The sequence below is a fragment of the Natrarchaeobius oligotrophus genome, from assembly GCF_003841465.1.
GTDB lineage: Archaea > Halobacteriota > Halobacteria > Halobacteriales > Natrialbaceae > Natrarchaeobius > Natrarchaeobius oligotrophus.
Genome location: NZ_REFZ01000002.1, coordinates 12,168 through 29,988 on the forward strand (window position 1 = coordinate 12,168; position 17,821 = coordinate 29,988).

Consider the following 17,821-nt stretch of genomic DNA (forward strand, 5'->3'; position numbering starts at 1 on the left):
ATTGCAAGGGGGGCGTTCGTCCCGACAACCCTTGCGTTCACCACGATCGTCGGATTCGGGCCACTAGCGGGACGCGGCCCGCACGTCGCTCGCGTCGGGAACCGTGACCGCGTCGACGACGTCCGCGACGACGTCCGTCCGATCGACGGCCGCGAGATCAGCTTCGGTGCTCAAGACGAGTCGGTGTGCGAGCACCGACGGCGCGAGCGCTTTCACGTCGTCCGGAAGAACGTACTCCCGACCCCGGATCGCCGCGAGCGCTTTCGCGCCGTTCATAAACGTGAGGCTCGCACGCGGCGACGCGCCGTGAACCGTGTCCGGATGATCGCGCGTCTCCCCGACGAGATCGAGGACGTACTCCTTGACCGGTCTGGCGACGTAGACGTTCGAGACGAATTCTCGGGCCGACACCAGCGTCTCGGGATCGACCACTCGATCGACGCTATCGGGACCGAGTTCCGGATCGTCGTCGAACCGATCCAGCAATTCGATCTCCTCGTCGCGATCCGGAAGGTCGATCGTGAGTTTGAACTGGAATCGATCGCGTTGAGCTTCCGGAAGCTCGAAGACCCCCTCCATCTCGATTGGATTCTGCGTCGCGATCACCATGAACGGCTCCGGCAACGCGAGCGTCTCTCCTTCGATCGAGACGCGCCGCTCCGCCATCGCCTCGAGCAGCGCGCTCTGGGTCTTCGGCGTCGCGCGGTTGATCTCGTCCGCGACGACCAGGTTCGTAAAGACCGGCCCCTTCTGAAGTTCGAACTCGCCCGTGTTTTCTCGGTAGACGTGCGTTCCCGTGATGTCCGCCGGCATGACGTCCGGCGTCATCTGGACTCGACGGTACTCTAGGCCCGCGGCTCGAGCGAACAGGTTCGCGAGCGTCGTCTTCGCGACGCCGGGAACCCCCTCGACGAGGAGGTGTCCGCGCGTGAACACGGCGACTGTGAGGAGTTCGATCGCGGCTTCGTTCCCGACCAGCACTGTTCCGATCTCCCGCTCGATCGCCTCGTAGACGTCCGTGGGGGTTCGAGAATCGGAGTCCAACGCCTGGTCCGTCTCACTCATTGGTCACCGTCTTTCGAGTCCGGTCGGTTAAACGCTGCTATCACGCGCTGGATCCGGCTTTGGTCCCAGTCCGGATGCGCTTGGCGGACCGCGGCGGCGAGTTCGTCTTCCGTGAGAACGGAATCGACACCGACCGTAGCGGATTCCGTCTCGCCGAGCGATTCGATCCGCGCTCGGATCACGGACCGCACCGTTTCGAATCGCGGGTTGATCCCGACGGCGACGGCACCGATCGCGCAAAGGCCGAGCACCAACTGCAACGGGAGGATCGACCGAATTGCCCCCACCGCAGCGATCAACGGCGGCAGCCCGGACGAATGAGAGCGATCCAACAGTACGCGATCTGCCCCGTCGTACGTTCCCACGAGAAACGCCTCGTTGTCGGCTTGCGCGAACATCGCGTTGATCGTCACGCTCGGATCGCCGACGACGACGACATGGCCGTCGCCGACCGGTTCCGCCGTGGCGACGGGATACCGCGTCAGGTTCGCGTCGTCGTCGGGCTCGTCGTCGGGCGACGTTCCCAGGTACGAGAACTCGCTCGTGCGGACCAGCACCGTCGCGTTTCCGGGTTCGATCGACGTCGCGTGGTTCAACGCGAGCTCGTCGATTTCCTCGACCAGCGAGTGGTTCCCGTCGGCCGTCGCGATGGGCATCGCCGGTCCTCGCTCGTTGTGGCGTTCGTCGAGGACGAGTCGCCCGTCGACTCTCGCCTCGGCACCGACGTCCTCGAGAAGCGGGTTGGCGTTCGCCTCGAGGTTGTCGAGGACGACCAGCGTTCCACCGCGTTCGACGAACTCGCGGAGTCGATCCGCAGCCTCGCCGCCGTACGACTCCTCGGGTGCGACGACGAACGCGACGGTATCTGCCGCCGATTCGTCCGTCGGATACGCATTCGTCTCCTCGATCATCAGGAGCTCCGTGTCGGGATCCGAGTCGATCGCGTCGCGGAACTCACCCGAGCCGTCCCACGCCGGGTTGTAGAGTCCGAATGCTGCGCCGGACGTGCTTGCGCCGACGAGTACCGTCAGTACGACCGCACCGGTGATCGCGACCAGAAGCACCGTCGGCCACTCGAGGTCGTACCCGGTTCGACGGCGGATCAAGCTCCGAACGCTCATATCGGCACGACCTCCGGCGGCAGGATCTCGAGAATCCGTCGCGTGACGACGATCGCGAACCCGGCGAGTCCGATCGCGATCAGCCACCGGAGTCGGCGTCGCCAGGCGGGCGTCACGTTGACCGGGGCCGTCAGCTCGGTAACGATCAAAACGCCGATCAACGAGAGGACGAAAAACAGCTCGTACGAGAGCGCGCCGAGGACTGTCAACACGAGGACGGTCGCGACCATCCACGCGAGTTGTCCGTAGACGAACTGGTGACGACGACGCGTCGGCATCTACTCGTAGAGGTGGCGGGCACCACCGTAAATGTCTCGACCGGTGACGACCGGCGAACCGTTCGCGTTTCGGTCGCCGATGACCTCACACCGTCCGATCTCGATCTCGCACGTACTCGAGCGTGATCACCGGAAGACGCGTCGCTCGAGCCCGAACAGTAACACAGCGACTGCGAGAATCAACGCGGCGGTCATCGGAACGGTGTCGGCGTCTCCCGCAGTCCCGTCGCCCGCGCCGGTGTCGCTCGAGTCGTCCTCGTTCGGCTGGACGACGTTGTCGGCCGTCTCGTCGCCGTCGGAACCGTCGTCGTCCGCAATCCCGTCGTCGGACGAATCGTCGCTCTCCGACTGCGGGTCGTCGTCAGCATCGGACTCCGTTTTGTCGTCACTCTCGTCGTCCGTCGGCTCGTCGTCCTGGCCGTCGTCGTCGGAATCCTCGAGGTCGTCGTCCGCGCCCTTCTCGTCGTCGACCGGCTCATCGCCTCCCGGTTCCTGACCGCCGCCCGGTCCGTCTCCGTTGGTCGAGTCGTCGCCGTCGTCCGCGTCGGTGATTTCGACCGTACTCTCGTCGCTCACCGCCAGGATCTCCGGCTCGTTGGCCATCTCGAGGTCGTCCTCGCCCTGCGCGACGGCGTAGACGGCGTAGGTCGATCCGACCTCGAGCTCCGACGTCGACACGGACGCCGCGTACGCGTCGCCGGAATCGTGGGCGGCGTTCTCCCGGACGACCGTGTCGTCGTCCCAGACCGCCACCTCGACGTCGTCCGGATCGTGAGTGAGCTCGCCCTCGGCAACGGTGACCCCGATCTCGATCTCGTCGCCCTGTGAGACGGCGGTCGAGTGCTCGAGCGACACGTCGTAGCCGTCGACGACGACTGGGTGGACGTCGACCGGATTTGCGCCGTCAACGTACAACACGAGTGCGTACGATCCCGGATCGACGTCGTCGGTCTCGAACGTGACAGCTTCGGACCCGGTTCCGCTCGCGAACGCCTCGACGCCGCCTTCCGAATCGAGGAGATTGACGTCGTAGTTCGTATCCGCCGGTATCGACACCGATGCGGCTACGGGTTCGCCGTGTTCGACCGTGCCGAGCGCCGATATTTCGTACTGCGTCCCGTCGTACGTCACGGTCTCCGTCGGCGTATCGATCGCGCCGTCGACCGAGATGGAGTAGTCGTCCGCTACGACGACGGCCGTTCCGACTGCCAGTCCGGCGGTGAGGGCTGCTACCAGAACCAAACGTGTCGTCCGACGACGAGATTTCGTTTTCATGATTTGCGGAACGGGCGTGTTGCGGGGAGTCGCATACCCGCTGAATGCGAATACTATTACGTGAACGTACCGGTCCAATCGTTGCCTTCCTGTTCCTCGTCCATATTCTCAAGCGAATTACGATGTGACAAATGGAAAAAGATAACTATGCTGGAGACAGTCATCCGACCATGTCTAAGTCAGCTGTCACTGTAGGGATGACGCTCATCCTGATACTGGCACCGCTGGCTGGTGTTGTGGGTGCCGCGCCTCCGCCAGCTCAATCAGCCTCGGTCTCGAGCGACGACCTCGAGACGGGAATCGAGGACCTCTCAGTTTCGGAGAACGCACCGTTCACGCTCCGTGCCGACTACACGAGCGAGAACGCGAACACCGTCGTCGATAATCAGGACGTATCGGTTCTCGTACACGACACGACCGAAGTGACACTGGACGCGAATTACGATCACCTCGGCGTCTTCTCTCAGGATACCGTTCCGCTCGAGTATCACGGGGACGAATCCGATCTCACCGACCTCAATCTCATCGTCGGCCAGGTCGATCCCGACGAGGGAACCAGCGTCGTCGATCTCCTGACCGCGTTCGGCGGCGATTCGCTCGATCCGCTCAACGAGAACGTCGACTTCCAGCACGAAGACAACGATCCCGACGTCAGTGACGGCGTCGTGACGTACGACGCGTCCGGAGACGAGGCTGGACAGTACGTCGCGATACTCGCGACCGACGGTCTCGAGATCGACGGCGGAGATCTCACCGTCGAGAGCGAGACGACGATCGCGGGCCTCGAGAGCTTCGTCGTTCAGGATGGTCCGTCCACGGTCGATCATCCGTCGGCCGCTGAACTCGGCGACGACGTCGAGTTCACGGCGGGACCGAGCGGAATCGATCAGCCGGTTCAGCACGGAATCGTCCTCTACGACGAGGACACCTTCCTCGACGAGAGCACGTTGATCGAGATCGAAGAGGAGATCAGCGCGGACATTTCCACGGACAACGTCACGATTCACTCGGACATCGGTGATCTCAACGGCGAGTTCTCCGTCGAGGACGAACTCGAGCTGTTCGGCTTCTCCGGCGGACCTGGCAGCGAAACCGGCATGGTGAGCATCCTCGACGTCGTCGCCGCGACGTCCGATCAGACCGGATTCGACGAGGATCAGGTCGAAGCCGGTTCCACCGTTCTGGACGCCTCCGCGACCGCGCTCGTCGTCGACGACGACTCCGCCTCGATCGACGTCGGCACGCTCGAGGAGTGGGAGGAAGGCGAGTACCGCTGGATCCACGTGGCGGGTAACGAAGACGGCGACCAGCTCGAGACGAACACCGGTACGATCGACCTGTACGACGAGATCGACGTCAACTTCGACGTCGAGATCACGAACGTCGATGACGACGGCGTCGTCGAAGGCGACGGAAACGTCTCGGTCGACGCGAACATCGAAAACACTGGAACGACCGACGGTGAACAGAACGTCGAGTTCCGCGTCGACGGTGACGTGGTGGACAGCGAGACCGTCGCACTCGATGCGGACGAGGAGACGAACGTCAACTTCGAGTACGAGACCGAAGTCGGTGACGCACCCGGCGTCGTCGTCACGGTTGCAAGCGACGACGACAGCGACTCGGCGTCTGCGAAGATTCTGGAGCAGGATCCGGCCGAGTTCGATGTCACCAGCTACACTGAAGACGTCGGTACCGACGAGATCACGCTCACCGCCGAAATAGCAAATACCGGCGACCAACCGGGAACCATCGACGTTCAGCACGCGTTCAACGACGAGGTCGATGTGAACGACAGCGTTAGCATCGACGACGGCGAGACGAAATCTATCTCCGCTACGTTTGGCCTGGAAGACACCCGAGCCGGTAATTTCACCGATTCGGCCGAACTCGAAGTCGCCGACAGTACCTCCGGTGAAACGCTACACACCGACTCCAAATCGATCGAGATCGATTACGGTTCCATCGCGGATGCCGTCGATAGCGCGACCGGAGGCGATACGGTCTCCGTCGGTGATGGCACGTTCGAAGAAAACGTCGTGATCGAGGAGGCGATTCGCGTCCGCGGCGTCGGCGACGATATCACGGTCGCAAACGAGACCGGTAACGAAGACCCGATCTTCACGCTCGATTCGGACAACGTTGTCGTCCGCGGGTTGACGTTCACGGACGCATCGACGGCGATCGACGTCGCCACGGATGCGAACGACACGCAAATTCGATCGAACGACTTCGTCGCCGATGGAATGGATCCGGTGATTAACGTCGCCGGAGACGGAACATTGATCCGAAACAACGTCGTCGAGGCCGAGAGCGAACCGGCCGAGACCGCCATCGACCTGACCGGTGAACCCGGACAGGACGGAACGACGATCATCTACAACACGATCGTCACCGATCCCGACGAAGACGGTGACGACGGTACCGCAGTCGCGATCCACTCCGAAAACAGCAACGAGAGCGTCGTCCAGACGAGCAACTTCCACGCCGGCTCCGACGACAACCTCGGCGTGGTGGGGACGAACGACATCGACGTTGCGCTCGCTGAAGGGCCGGGGAGTCTCAGCGACTTCACCGCCGACGGTGTCTACCAACCCGAGGGCGCACTGAATATCAACTCGGGTATCAACGAACAGAACACATCGACCGAACCCAACGACCCCGCGGAGTACGTCATCCAAAGCGTCGACGTCGATCCGCAAACCGTCCTGAAAGGCGAGACGATAACGGTCTCCGCAACCGTCGAGAACGAAGGCGACATGGGCGGCGAGGAGATCATCACCCTCGAGGTCGACGGCACCTCGGTCAACGCCACGGAAGACGAAGTCGAACTCGATCCCGGTGAGGATACGACGGTCTCTCTCGAGTACGAGACCACCGACGCCGGTGATTTCGATGCCGCGATGGTTTCGGAGACCGATCCCGACGGCCTCTCGACCGGCTTCACGGTCCAGGAACCGGCGTACTTCGAAGTGACCGACTTCGAACTGGACGACGACGAGATCTACAAGGGTGAAACGGCCACCGCGACGGCGACGGTCGAAAACACCGGCGATCTCGAGGACACGCAAACGATCCACCTCGAGGTCAACGGATACTCGAACGCCACTGAAAGTGATCTCTACCTTGCCGGGGGCGACTCGGCGGAGGTCGAACTCACGACCGAGGAACTCGACGACATCGGTATCCACAACGTCGACATCGTGAGCGCAGACGACAGCGACGGAGGTACGCTCGCCGTCCTCGATCCCGGCGACTCGTTCTACCGCGTGTCGATCGACGAGGGCGCGACTGACGATTCGGTGACGGAAGGTAACGACCTGACCGTCGAAGCGACGATCACGAATATCGGCGACGACGATGGAGACGAACAGACCATCGAGTTCCTGATCGATGGGACACAGAAAGATACCGAGTCTGTCAAGCTCGACGAGGGTGCCAGCACTGGTGTCACGTTCACCTACGAGACGTCCGGAAGCGATGTCGGCAGTCTCACCGCGACGGTCGCGAGCGACGATGACGACGACTCGAAGTCGATTACGGTCGACGAGTACACGCCGCCGTCCGGCGGTGGCGGTTCGCCGGCACCGCCGTCCGACGACGATGACGATGACGTCACCGACGACGAGCCGGTGACCGACGACGACGTGCCGGTGACTGATGACGACGAGCCGGTGACCGACGACGAACCCGTGGAAACTGACGACGACGCACCGGTCACCGACGACTCGACCGACGACGAGCCGCCGGAAACCGCCGATGACACCATCCCCGGATTCGGCGTCACCGCGATGCTCGTCGCGTTGCTGTCGATCGCACTGATCGCGATCCGGCAACTGAACTAGCGCTACGCGCTTGGTTTTCGATTCACCGCTCGTCTGATTCGACCCGCTTTTTCCACGCCTCAAGTGAGTGATGGCAACGGTTCCCGATCGTCTCGAGTGACGGCCCTACCTCGTGCCCTCGAGTAACGACAACTGCTCCTGATCTGTCTCCCATCGACGGAAACGTCCCGCCGACCGTCGCGGCTCGCTAGAGACGGTGGGACTACATCCCGTCCAGTCACTCACTCTTCGAGGCCGCTGGTGGCGACGCAGCCAGCCGACCACGGATTCGATGAACCAGAATTCGCGTCCCACGCGCGCACTCGAGGGACGCACGAGTCAGCGGATCGAGAGGGACGCTCGAGTCGGACGAACGCAAGCGTTCCGGACCCAACACAACCGTTCGAATCAGAGCAACTCGAGCGGCGGCGTTCGGCTGATCCGCCAGCCGGTCAGCGCCGCAGAGAGCGTGCCGATGCCGACGGCGATGAGAAATCCGCCGGCGAGAATCGTCGGCGACAGCTGAACCAGTCCGTCGAATCCGACGACGGCGCTCGCGAGTCGGTCGAGGAGGTGGGCGGACGGCGAACTGAGCGCGACGCCGAGTGCCCCGCCCAGCGTACCGATCGCGATTCCCTGACCGACGACGGACGCGATCAACAGCGTCGCGGAGATCCCCTGTGCTCTGAGGACGGCGAACGCCCGCCGCTGTTGGTAGACGACGAGCGCGAGCAGGTTGGCCGTCAGCGCGATTCCCGCACCGACGGCGAGAATCACCAGCGTCACGCCGGCCGCGAGCACGAGCACCTGCTCCTGGAGGACGGCGTCCAGTTGCTCCTGGTTGGTCCGGATCTCGTATTCGGGGTGTGTCTCCTCGAGATCCTGCTGGACGGTTTCGGGATCGGCGTCGTCCTCGAGCGTGACCGTGATAAACGTTGCCGGCTCGGTGTGGGTCGTTCCCGTCGCCTGGTGAAGCTCACTCAGCGGCATGACGACCGTCGGCGTGCCGAGCATCCGCTCGAACGTCGGGGAGATGCCAACGACGGTGACTTCGTTCTCCCGCGCGACGGCGTACGAGCCGCCGACGTGAATCGTATCCCCCACGTCGACCCCGAGTTGTCGCGCCGTCTCTTCGTCGATCACGACCTCGTTCGTTCGGTCGCCCTCGTACGTTCCGTCCGCGTAGTGGGGATCGCCGGGAAACAGCTCTCCGTCCGTAACCTGGACGGTCGATCCGCCACCGGTCGTCCCGGTCGCGACGAACGTTCGGAACTCGCCGTCGCCCGTTCCGACGTAGACCGTTTCGAACGCCAGCGGAACGGCGTTTCTGACCCCCTCGTGCTCGGAGATCGCCGCAGAGACGTTTCGCGAATCGTACAGCGTGTTTTCGAATCCGCCGCCGCCGACCGGGGTGATTCGCGTCTCGCCGGCGGTTACCCACAGGTCGCGGTCGGCGGTTTCGAACTGCTGTTCGCCGGTTTCGACGACGCCCATCCCCACCCCGGCCAGCAGCGTCATCGCGAGCACCGCGAGCGCGATGCCGACGATCGCCATGCCCAGTCGAAGCTTGTGATGACGAAGCTGACTGACGGTAATTTCTCCGGCCGTCCGGAGGCGTGCGAGCCATCGAACGATTGCGCGTCCCGCCTCCATCACGCACACCCTCCGATCCCGTTCATTCCGGGACACCTCCGGTCACGTGCCTGGTCAACAGCATGACGTACGGGAGCGAGAGCATTCCGACCGCCAGGGCGACGACCGTCCCGTAGACGACGAACAGATAGTGAGAGACGGCGATCGGTTCGGTCGTCACCGTCCTCGTCGCGATCTCGTTGACCACCCGGATCACTCCCAACCCACCGACCGAGCCGACGAGCCCGCCGATCGCGGTCACGATCACCGTCTGGACGCCCGTCAGCGTGAGCTGACTTCGGGTTGTGATTCCGAGTGTTGACATGGTCGCGAGTTGATTTCGGTCGGCGACGATCTCCAGGCCGGTCGTCGTCAGCACGAACAGCGTCCCGATGGAGATCGCGACGACGAGTGCGGTCAGCGCGAGCGCGAGCGAGAGATCCGAATCCGCGACCTGCGTCGCCGTCAGTTCGCCGCGCGTGAGTACCTCGGAAGTCGGATACACCCCTTCGAGGTCGTCCCGCACCGCCGGCGTCGTCGTCCCCACGACGAACTGGTCGGCCTGATCGTGTTCGCTGGCGCCGGTCAGCGTCTGTAGCTCGCTCAACTGAACGACCGCGACAGGGACGTTGCCGCCGGCGCTCGAGCCCTCGTCGACGTCGTGGACCGCGAACCGCTCTTCCCCCTCGATCGCGATCTCGTCGCCTCGCTCGGCGTCGAGTAATCCGGCTGCGCCGCTCGAGAGGACGACCTCGCCCGTCCACTCGCCGTCGTAGGTTCCGTTCGCGTAGTGCGGGTCGTCGTGGCTAAGCGCGTCGGTCGAGACGCCCGCGACGCTCTCCAGGCCGGGAGCGTTGACGACGCCGACGACGAGGACGAATTCGGATCGATCGTCGCGTTCGATCCGCAACACTTCCGCCAGCACCGGCGACGTAACGTCGACGCCCTCGTAGCTCCGAATCCGATCGTTGGTTTCGTGAACGGATCCGAACTGCGGCTGGTCGGTTGCGACAAGCAGCGAGCGCTCCCCGTCCGTCTCCGGAACGATCCAGTAGTCCACGTCGTCGTCGTACACCGTCGTTCCGGTGGCGAGCCCGACGCCGATTCCGGTCACGACGACCAGCAGTGCGATCGTCGCAGCGACCCCGAGGACGGTGAACTGAACGCGCTGTCGATCCGTCGCCGTCGCTCGAGCGACCGTTCGGCGGACGCCCACCGACAGGAAGCCGACAATCCGCGTCAAACGCGTTCGAATGCTCATTCGTGGAACTCGGCGACGGTCCGTTCACCGCTGCGGTGGTCGACGACGCCTTTCTCGTCCGGCCGTGGATCGTCGACGACGCGGCCGTCGTGGAGTTTCACTACCCGATCCGAGATCGCCAGCGTCTCCTCGTCGTGGGAGGCCAGCACGATCGCCCGGTCGTCGGTCGCGCGCTCGAACTCCTCGAGCACCCGCCGGCCGGTGTCGGTGTCCAGCTCCCCCGTCGGTTCGTCGGCGACGACGAGCGTCGGATCGGTGACGAGCGCCCGTGCGATCGCCACCCGTTGCTGTTCGCCCCCGCTGAGTTCACCCGGTCGGTGTCCGGTTCGATCCCCGAGGCCGACGCGCTCGAGCAACGTTTCGGCCCGCTGGCGTCGCGTCCGTCGTCCGACGCCCAGTTCGACCAGCGGCAGCGCGACGTTCGCCCGCGCCGAAAGCGACTCGAGCAAGTGAAAGTGTTGAAAGACGATGCCGACGTGCTCGAGTCTGAGTCGGGTTCGCTGTCGGTTCGACAGCGACGCGACGTCGCGTCCCTGGAATCGAACCGTTCCCTCCGTCGGTACCTCGAGACCGGCGAGGAGGTGGAGCAGCGTCGACTTCCCGCTCCCGCTCGGGCCGGACAGGCCGACGATTTCGCCCGTTTCGATTTCGATCGAGACGTCGTCGACCGCGGTCACTGTGGGCGGAGCCGATCGGCCGAGGAGTCGACCGATTCGGCCGGGCTCGGAGCCGCGGATGAACACTTTCGTCACGTCTGTCGCGCTCGCGACCGGTGGAGGGGACGCTCGATTCGCGCTCGCGGGACCAGCCATACGGATGACAGACGGCTACAGCAAAGTAACATTCCCGGTTTGACAGTGGCGCTCGGATCGTCCGCCCGAGCGACGGCTTCGGTCGGAGACTGTGGGCACTCGCGTCCGATCGACGGACGTCGCTGCTCGTAACCAGTAAGTTCAACACGGCCCCGTGACTCATCTGGAATATGCGTCCGACGCGCCGATCGTTGGAAAGCGGCCTCCTCGCGGTACTCCTGGCCGCCCTCGCCGTTCTGTTCGACCAGCCCATCTTACTCGGCGCGACGGCGACTATCGGCGCGTTCCTCGTCGGACGACAGTATCGGTTCGTTCGAGCCGTCACCGGGGTGAACGACACGCTGACCGTCGAGCAGTCGCCGACGACCGCGAGCGTTCGTCGGGACGACTCGATCGACGTGACGATCGTCGCCTCGCTCGAGCCGTCGCCGCTCGCGCTCGAACTCTCGCCGGGGTTGCCGACCGGCGTGACGGTTGCCGACACGACGGAGTCCACCGCCGACGAACTCGAATTCGCGCTCGAGCCCGGCGAGACGCGAGCCACCAGGACGGTGACCGTCACCTGTCCCGTCGTCGGCCGACAGCCGTTCGAACCCGCGACCGTGACGGCGACGGACGGCTGGTTCACCGAATCGATTCCGGCCGGTTCGACGCCGACGATCACGGTCGAGCCACGCGGTCCCCGAACCGTCCACGTCGGCGCCGGCGGCGACCGTGCGTCGGTCGTACAGGGGCGACACGACTCCGGCCGGACCGGATCGGGACTGACGCCGGCGGAACTCCGCGAGTACGTCCCCGGCGACACGGTCGCCAGGATCGACTGGAACGCGACCGCGCGTCTGTCGACGCCCCACGTTCGAGAGTACGAATCCGAAACCGATCGACCGACCGTGTTGCTCGTCGACCACCGCGACCCCCTCGGGACGGGACCGACCGACGAGACGAAACTCGACTACCTCCGTGACGTCGCCCTCACGATCGTCCGGAGTGCTCGCGAGCTGGGGGATCCGCTCGCCCTGGTCACGGTCGGCGAAGAGGGCATCACCGAACGCGTGTCACTTTCGACGGAGCCGGCGCAGTACCGCCGGATTCGAACCCGACTCTTCGACCTCGAGCCGACCGCCGGCGAACCGTCGCGATCGATCGGTCCGGAGGCTTCGTCCCCGCGATCGAAACGGGAGCGATTACCGTCCGCGTCGCTGGTGGGTACAGCGAGTGCCACACTGCGGTTCGAGCCAACGCCCGCATCCGAAGCGGTCCGTACGCTCGACGGCGGAGAACGGGACGCGTTTGGTCGAACCCTCCGTCCGTTTTACGCGGATCGGCGACGGTATCGCGAGCGCACCGACGGCGATCCGCTTGCGGCGGCCGTTCGGTCGACGCTCGAGGATCGACGATCCAGCCCGTGGCTCATCCTGTGTACCGACGACGCCAGTCCGAGGGAACTGCGCGACGCGATTCGAATCGCTCGCGAACGCGATCGAGAACTGCTGGTGTTACTCGCGCCGACCGTCCTGTTCGAACCCGGCGAGTTGTCCGATCTCGAGGCCGCGTACGAGTCGTACCTCGCCTTCGAGGAGTTCCGACGCCACCTGGATGGACTCGACGGCGTCACCGCACTCGAGGTCGCGCCGGACGATCGGATCGCGACCCTGCTCGCGGCGGGACGCGAGCGCCGGCGAGCAGCCGTCGCGGAGGGTGAGCGATGATCGGCGATCGCGGCAACTCGAGCAGTGACTGGGCTGACTCGAGCGACGACCACGGGGGCACGAGTGACGATCGTGGTCACTCGAACGCAGACCGTGACCGCTCGGGCAGTGGCCGGGAGCACGCGAACGAAAACCGCAGGAATGCGATCGAAGACGGTGGTGCGGACGTCGGATCGACGGTCGGCGCGTCGATCTTCGCCTGGGTGCGTGACCGGCTGGAGACGGCCGCGGCTCTCGTCGTCGTCGGCTGTTTCACCGTCGCGTTCGGTCCACCGGGGGCTCTCGCGGGAATCACGACGGCCATCGTCTGGTACGCCCTCGGCGTCCCTTATGCGCTCGCCGTCGGCCACGTGCTGTTAGTCGTACTCGTCGCCGGTGACTTCGGGAGCGGTATCGACGTCGCGATCGTGATAACCGGTTTCGTCACGCTCTGTGTCGTCGGCGTCGGTGCCGCTCGAGCCTCCTTCCCCGAGGTGTTCGTTGCGCTGTGCGCGGTTATCGGCAGCGGCGCGATCGCCTGGGGCGTCTCCGACCGCTCGCTTCCGATCGCCGCCGCCGTAACGCTTCTGTCGCTTTTCGGCGCGAGCTACGTCCTCCATCGGTACGAACTCGTCGCGCTCGAGCTCGTTCCCGATTCGAATCACGAGACGACCGAGACGACGCCTTCCGAGACGGAGTTATGACCAACGAGACGACGATCGAGCCGACCGACGCCGACGCGGATCTGTCACCGACGGAATCGAACGCCGCTGACGAAATCGACGACGCGACGCGGGCGAAGCTACTCGCAGCGGAGAACCGTCGCCTCCGGGAGGCCTACGCCCGATCCAGGCGGTCCCGGTATCGAAAGACGGCCGCCGCGCTCGCCGTCGTCGGTCTCCTCGCGCTCGCGTTGGGCGCTCTCGCCCCCTCGGTTCGGGAGGTGTTGATCACCCTCGGGATGACGGGGGTGTTCGCCGCGGCGGTCACCTACTTCCTCACGCCGGGGCGGTTCGTCTCGGCCGATGTCGGCGATCGTATCTACGCCGCACACGCGACCAATGGGGCCCAGATCGTCGACGAACTCGGGCTGCGTGACGATCGTCTCTATCTTCCGGACGGCGACGGACGTGCGCGACTGTACGTGCCGTCCTCGAGCGATCCCGACCTCGACTCCGTCGCCGATCGTCGAGCGACGACCGACGGACCGTTCGTCTTGTCGGAGCCGCGACGCGGCGTTCTCCTCGAGTCGACGGGCGCTCCCTTGCTCGCGGAGTTCGAAGCGGGATTGCCGGGCGAACTCGGTGCGACGCCGACCACGATCGCCGCGCAACTCTGTGACGGACTGGTCGAACAGTTCGAACTCGCCGCGAGCGCGGACCCGGACGTCGATCCAGCCGGTGGTCGCGTTACCGTCGCCGTCGAAAATACTGCGTTCGGATCGCTCGATCGGTTCGATCACCCGATTCCGGCGTTTCTCGCGGTCGGTCTCGCGGTCGGTCTCGAGCGCCCGGTTCGACTCGAGGTCGCGCCCGGCGGGGAACGGGCTGACTGGCTCGTCACGTGCCGCTTCGAAACCCGATCCGGCTGATCGATCCGGTCACTCCACGGTGACGCTTTTCGCCAGATTTCGGGGCTTGTCGATCGACCGACCGAGCCCGTTCGCGACCCAGTACGATACCAGCTGTAACTGGACGTTGGCCAGGATCGGCGTGAATCGGGGACCCGCCGCGGGAACCTCGAGAACGTGATCCGCGTACTGGGCGACGTCGGAGGACGAATCGGTCACCGCCACGACCGGCGCGTTCCTCGCCTCGACTTCTTTGACGTTTCCGAGCGTCTTGGACGCGTTCGCGTCGCCGGTGATCGTCGCGAACACGGGGGTGTTCTCGGTTACGAGCGCGAGCGGGCCGTGTTTGAGCTCGCCGGCGGCGAACCCTTCGGCGTGTTTGTACGTGATCTCTTTCATCTTCAACGCGCCCTCGAGAGCAACTGGCGCGTCGTACCCGCGTCCGATGAAGAAGTACGCCTCCGCGTCCGCGTAGGCTTCCGCGACCGTCCGTGCGTTCGACTCGTCCAGCACTCGCTGAAGCTGGTCGGGTAAATCTCGCAGTCGTCTGATCTCCTGGCTCGAGTACTGTCCCGAGAGGACGCCCGTAAGCAGCGCGAGCGATACCTGTTGGCTCGCGAACGTCTTCGTCGCGGCGACGCCGATCTCGGGACCGGCCCGGATGTACATCACGTAATCGCACTCCCGTGCGGCCGAACTGCCGACGCCGTTCGTGAGTGCGAGCGTCGTCGCACCGGCACGGTTCGCCGCCCGCAATGCGTTCATCGTATCCGCCGTCTCCCCGCTCTGAGTGACCCCGATTACGAGCGTGTCGCCTCCGACGGGTTGCATCTCGGTGTCGTATTCGCTCGCCAGGAAACACTGCGCGCGGATTCCCTGCTCGCGTAGCAGTCGCGCCCCGTACAGCGACGCGTGATACGACGTTCCGCAAGCGACGAACTGCACCGGCCCGTCGTGGTCCAGTTCGTCTAACTCCGAGACGGAGACGGTCGCGTCCATCTCGGTGACGCGTTCGCGGAGGCACTTTCGAATCGCGTTCGGTTGCTCGTGGATTTCCTTGAGCATGTAGTGGTCGTAGCCGCTCTTGCCGGCGTCTTCGGGATCCCACTCGATCGTCTCCACGGCCGTGTCGACGACCGCACCGCGCGGATCCGTGACGACGTACCCCGTCGGATCCACGCGGGCGAACTGCCCGTCCTCGAGGTAGACGACGCGGTCGGTGTACTCGATGAACGCCGGAGCGTCGCTCGCGAGGTAGTAGCCCTCGTCGCCGATTCCCAGGATGAGCGGCGACTCGTGACGGGCGGCGTAGACCGTTTCGCCGCCGCTGAAGACGGCCGCGACGGCGTAGCTCCCTTCCAGCCGTCGGATCGCTTGCCGAAATGCTTCCTCGCAACCGGCGCCTTCCGCGCGCGCGGCTTTGATCAGGTGCGGAATGACCTCCGTGTCCGTTTCGCTGTCGAACTCGTGTCCGTCGGCCTCGAGTTCCGATCGAAGCGTCCGGTAGTTCTCGATGATTCCGTTGTGAACGACCGCGATCGAATCGACGCAATCGGTGTGGGGGTGTGCGTTCTCGTCCGACGGTGGGCCGTGTGTGCTCCAGCGCGTGTGTCCGATTCCGGACGTTCCCTCGAGTCGCTCGTCGGCGATTGCGGCTTCGAGCGCGGTCACTTCCCCCTCTCGCTTGTGGATCGCGAGCGACGAGTTCGAGACGGCGAGGCCCGCGGAGTCGTAGCCCCGGTACTCGAGCCCCGAGAGCCCGGTCATGAGAACGTCGACGACGCTCTCGTCCGTTCCGGTGTAGCCGATGATTCCGCACATTACGTTCGTACCTCGGTTTCCTCGGGTAGGGTTCCTCGAACCGTCGTACCGGCGGACACGTTCGAATCGGGCCCGACGATCGTTCCCGGAACGTACGTGTTCGCGCCCCTGTCGTGGACGCGGTCGGCCAGCAACGCGCCGAGGCGCTCGTCCTGAAAGACGCGGTCACCCACCCGAACGTCGCCGGGTCCGCCAGGAATCGTCGTCCCGGCTCCGACGACGACTCCGACGCCGGTGACGGACTCGACCACCGTCGCGTTCGGGCCGATTCGCGCGTCCATGTCGACGACGCTCCGTTCGACGACGGCGTTCGATTCGACCGTTACGTTCTCTCCCAGACACGCGTACGGTCCGACGACGGCCCCCGGGCCGATTTCACAGTCCGGTGCGATGATGACCGGTTCGCGGACGACTGCGGACTCGTGAACCGTCGCCGAGGTCGCCACACTTTCCCGTCGACGTCCGTCGACGAGCCCGCTCTCGAAGAGGTCGAACGAGACGTCGAGCAGGTCCCACGGATACGTCGCGTCCACCCAGAGCCCGTCCGAGACGACGCCGCGAACGATCGCGTCGGACCGGAGTAACTCCGTGATTCCATCCGGTAGCGACTGTTCGCCCGCACGCGCTCCGACCGAACGGATCGCGTCGAAGATCTCCGGCTCGAAGACGTACACACCGGCGTTCAACCGATGATTTCCGTCCGTTTCGGGATTTTCGGTGACGTCGGTGACGTCGCCGTTCTCGAGGAGGACGCCGCCGTACTCCTCGACGTCGCGATTGTTGAGAACCCCGACCGTCGCTGTGGCTGTTTCGGTGTGACCCTCGAGGACGTCGCTGATGATGCGTTTCGCGACGAGTTGGTCGCCGTTGACGACCAGTATCGTTCCGTCGACTGCAGACTCGGCTTCGAGAAGTGCGTGTCCGCTTCCGAGTTGTTGCTCCTGGATTGCGTACGTCAATGGAACGTTCCGATACGTCGGACCGAAGTACGCCTGAACCCGGTTCTTTCCGTAGCCGACGACGACGGTGATGTCCGTCACCCCGACGTCGATGAGCTGATCGAAGACGCGCTCGAGAATCGGGGTCGTCGCCGCCGGCAGCAACGGTTTCGGCCGATGGCGGGTCAGTGGCCGCAACCGCGTTCCCTCACCGGCTGCGAGGACGACGGCGGAGATCGAATCCATGGTGGGTCATTCGAGCACAGCTACTTATAGGGTTTTCCGGCCCGACCTCCGGTCGATTCGATCGCGAGCCCGGGATGCGCATCGTACCACGGTCGTTCCGTGCTGCACGTTTTCGGGATCTACCACCGTTACAAACGAGATCGGACGGCAAGTCACTCGATTTGAGTCATTTGCGCCCGGATCGGCAGGTGTAGTTCGCTGACGACCGGTAATAGACAGTGAACGACAACACAACACGCAAGATCTCGCGGAGAGTACGAGTGCTGCGGCTCTCCACGAGCTGCCTGTGG

13 protein-coding genes are annotated in these 17,821 nt (G+C 64.6%); 4 read left to right on the forward strand and 9 right to left on the reverse strand.

Annotated elements, in window-relative coordinates; translation table 11 throughout:
- Positions 1-63 precede the first annotated feature (63 nt).
- From EA472_RS02855 to EA472_RS02870, 4 genes are all read right to left on the reverse strand, one after another.
- Positions 64-1,065 carry an AAA family ATPase gene (locus EA472_RS02855; RefSeq protein ID WP_124190006.1) on the reverse strand — a complete coding sequence of 334 codons (1,002 nt, stop codon included), beginning with the start codon at positions 1,063-1,065 and terminating at the stop codon, positions 64-66.
- Positions 1,062-2,186 carry a DUF4350 domain-containing protein gene (locus EA472_RS02860; protein WP_124190007.1) on the reverse strand — a complete coding sequence of 375 codons (1,125 nt, stop codon included), beginning with the start codon at positions 2,184-2,186 and terminating at the stop codon, positions 1,062-1,064. Before EA472_RS02860 ends, EA472_RS02855 begins: the two co-directional genes overlap by 4 nt.
- Positions 2,183-2,464 (reverse strand): hypothetical protein, encoded by a 282-nt coding sequence (locus EA472_RS02865; RefSeq protein ID WP_124190008.1) that lies wholly within the window; start codon positions 2,462-2,464, stop codon positions 2,183-2,185. The genes EA472_RS02860 and EA472_RS02865 overlap by 4 nt, the downstream gene beginning before the upstream one ends.
- Positions 2,465-2,590: 126 nt before the next feature.
- A complete protein-coding gene (locus EA472_RS02870; RefSeq protein WP_124190009.1) occupies positions 2,591-3,706 on the reverse strand; it encodes a hypothetical protein in 1,116 nt (371 codons plus the stop codon).
- A gap of 203 nt (positions 3,707-3,909) precedes the next feature.
- Between EA472_RS02870 and EA472_RS02875 the strand changes: the two genes are divergently transcribed.
- A complete protein-coding gene (locus EA472_RS02875; protein WP_165874797.1) occupies positions 3,910-7,584 on the forward strand; it encodes a CARDB domain-containing protein in 3,675 nt (1,224 codons plus the stop codon).
- Positions 7,585-7,971: 387 nt separating this feature from the next.
- Here EA472_RS02875 and EA472_RS02880 read toward each other — a convergent pair whose 3' ends face one another.
- Genes EA472_RS02880 through EA472_RS02890 form a run of 3 tightly spaced genes read right to left on the reverse strand, consistent with a single transcriptional unit; the run spans position 7,972 to position 11,268 of the window.
- Complete coding sequence (locus EA472_RS02880) at positions 7,972-9,216, reverse strand: ABC transporter permease (RefSeq protein ID WP_243637761.1); 1,245 nt, start codon at positions 9,214-9,216, stop codon at positions 7,972-7,974.
- A 22-nt stretch (positions 9,217-9,238) separates the two neighbouring features.
- Positions 9,239-10,456, reverse strand: a complete 1,218-nt coding sequence (locus EA472_RS02885) for an FtsX-like permease family protein (protein WP_124190011.1) — start codon at positions 10,454-10,456, stop codon at positions 9,239-9,241.
- Positions 10,453-11,268 (reverse strand): ABC transporter ATP-binding protein, encoded by an 816-nt coding sequence (locus EA472_RS02890; protein WP_124190012.1) that lies wholly within the window; start codon positions 11,266-11,268, stop codon positions 10,453-10,455. The genes EA472_RS02885 and EA472_RS02890 overlap by 4 nt, the downstream gene beginning before the upstream one ends.
- A 170-nt stretch (positions 11,269-11,438) precedes the next feature.
- Between EA472_RS02890 and EA472_RS02895 the strand changes: the two genes are divergently transcribed.
- The 3 genes from EA472_RS02895 to EA472_RS02905 are packed head-to-tail and all read left to right on the forward strand — an operon-like array spanning position 11,439 to position 14,547.
- Positions 11,439-12,977 carry a DUF58 domain-containing protein gene (locus EA472_RS02895; protein ID WP_124190013.1) on the forward strand — a complete coding sequence of 513 codons (1,539 nt, stop codon included), beginning with the start codon at positions 11,439-11,441 and terminating at the stop codon, positions 12,975-12,977.
- Complete coding sequence (locus EA472_RS02900) at positions 12,974-13,660, forward strand: hypothetical protein (RefSeq protein WP_124190014.1); 687 nt, start codon at positions 12,974-12,976, stop codon at positions 13,658-13,660. The genes EA472_RS02895 and EA472_RS02900 overlap by 4 nt, the downstream gene beginning before the upstream one ends.
- On the forward strand, positions 13,657-14,547 hold the full coding sequence (locus EA472_RS02905) for a hypothetical protein (RefSeq protein WP_124190015.1): 891 nt from the start codon (positions 13,657-13,659) through the stop codon (positions 14,545-14,547). Before EA472_RS02900 ends, EA472_RS02905 begins: the two co-directional genes overlap by 4 nt.
- Positions 14,548-14,556: 9 nt before the next feature.
- Here the strand turns inward: EA472_RS02905 and glmS are convergent, their stop codons facing one another.
- Positions 14,557-16,347, reverse strand: a complete 1,791-nt coding sequence (gene glmS / locus EA472_RS02910; RefSeq protein WP_124190016.1) for a glutamine--fructose-6-phosphate transaminase (isomerizing) — start codon at positions 16,345-16,347, stop codon at positions 14,557-14,559.
- Positions 16,347-17,531: a sugar phosphate nucleotidyltransferase gene (locus EA472_RS02915; RefSeq protein ID WP_124190017.1), complete on the reverse strand. Its 1,185-nt coding sequence runs from the start codon at positions 17,529-17,531 to the stop codon at positions 16,347-16,349. Before EA472_RS02915 ends, glmS begins: the two co-directional genes overlap by 1 nt.
- Between the last annotated feature and the right edge of the window lie 290 nt (positions 17,532-17,821).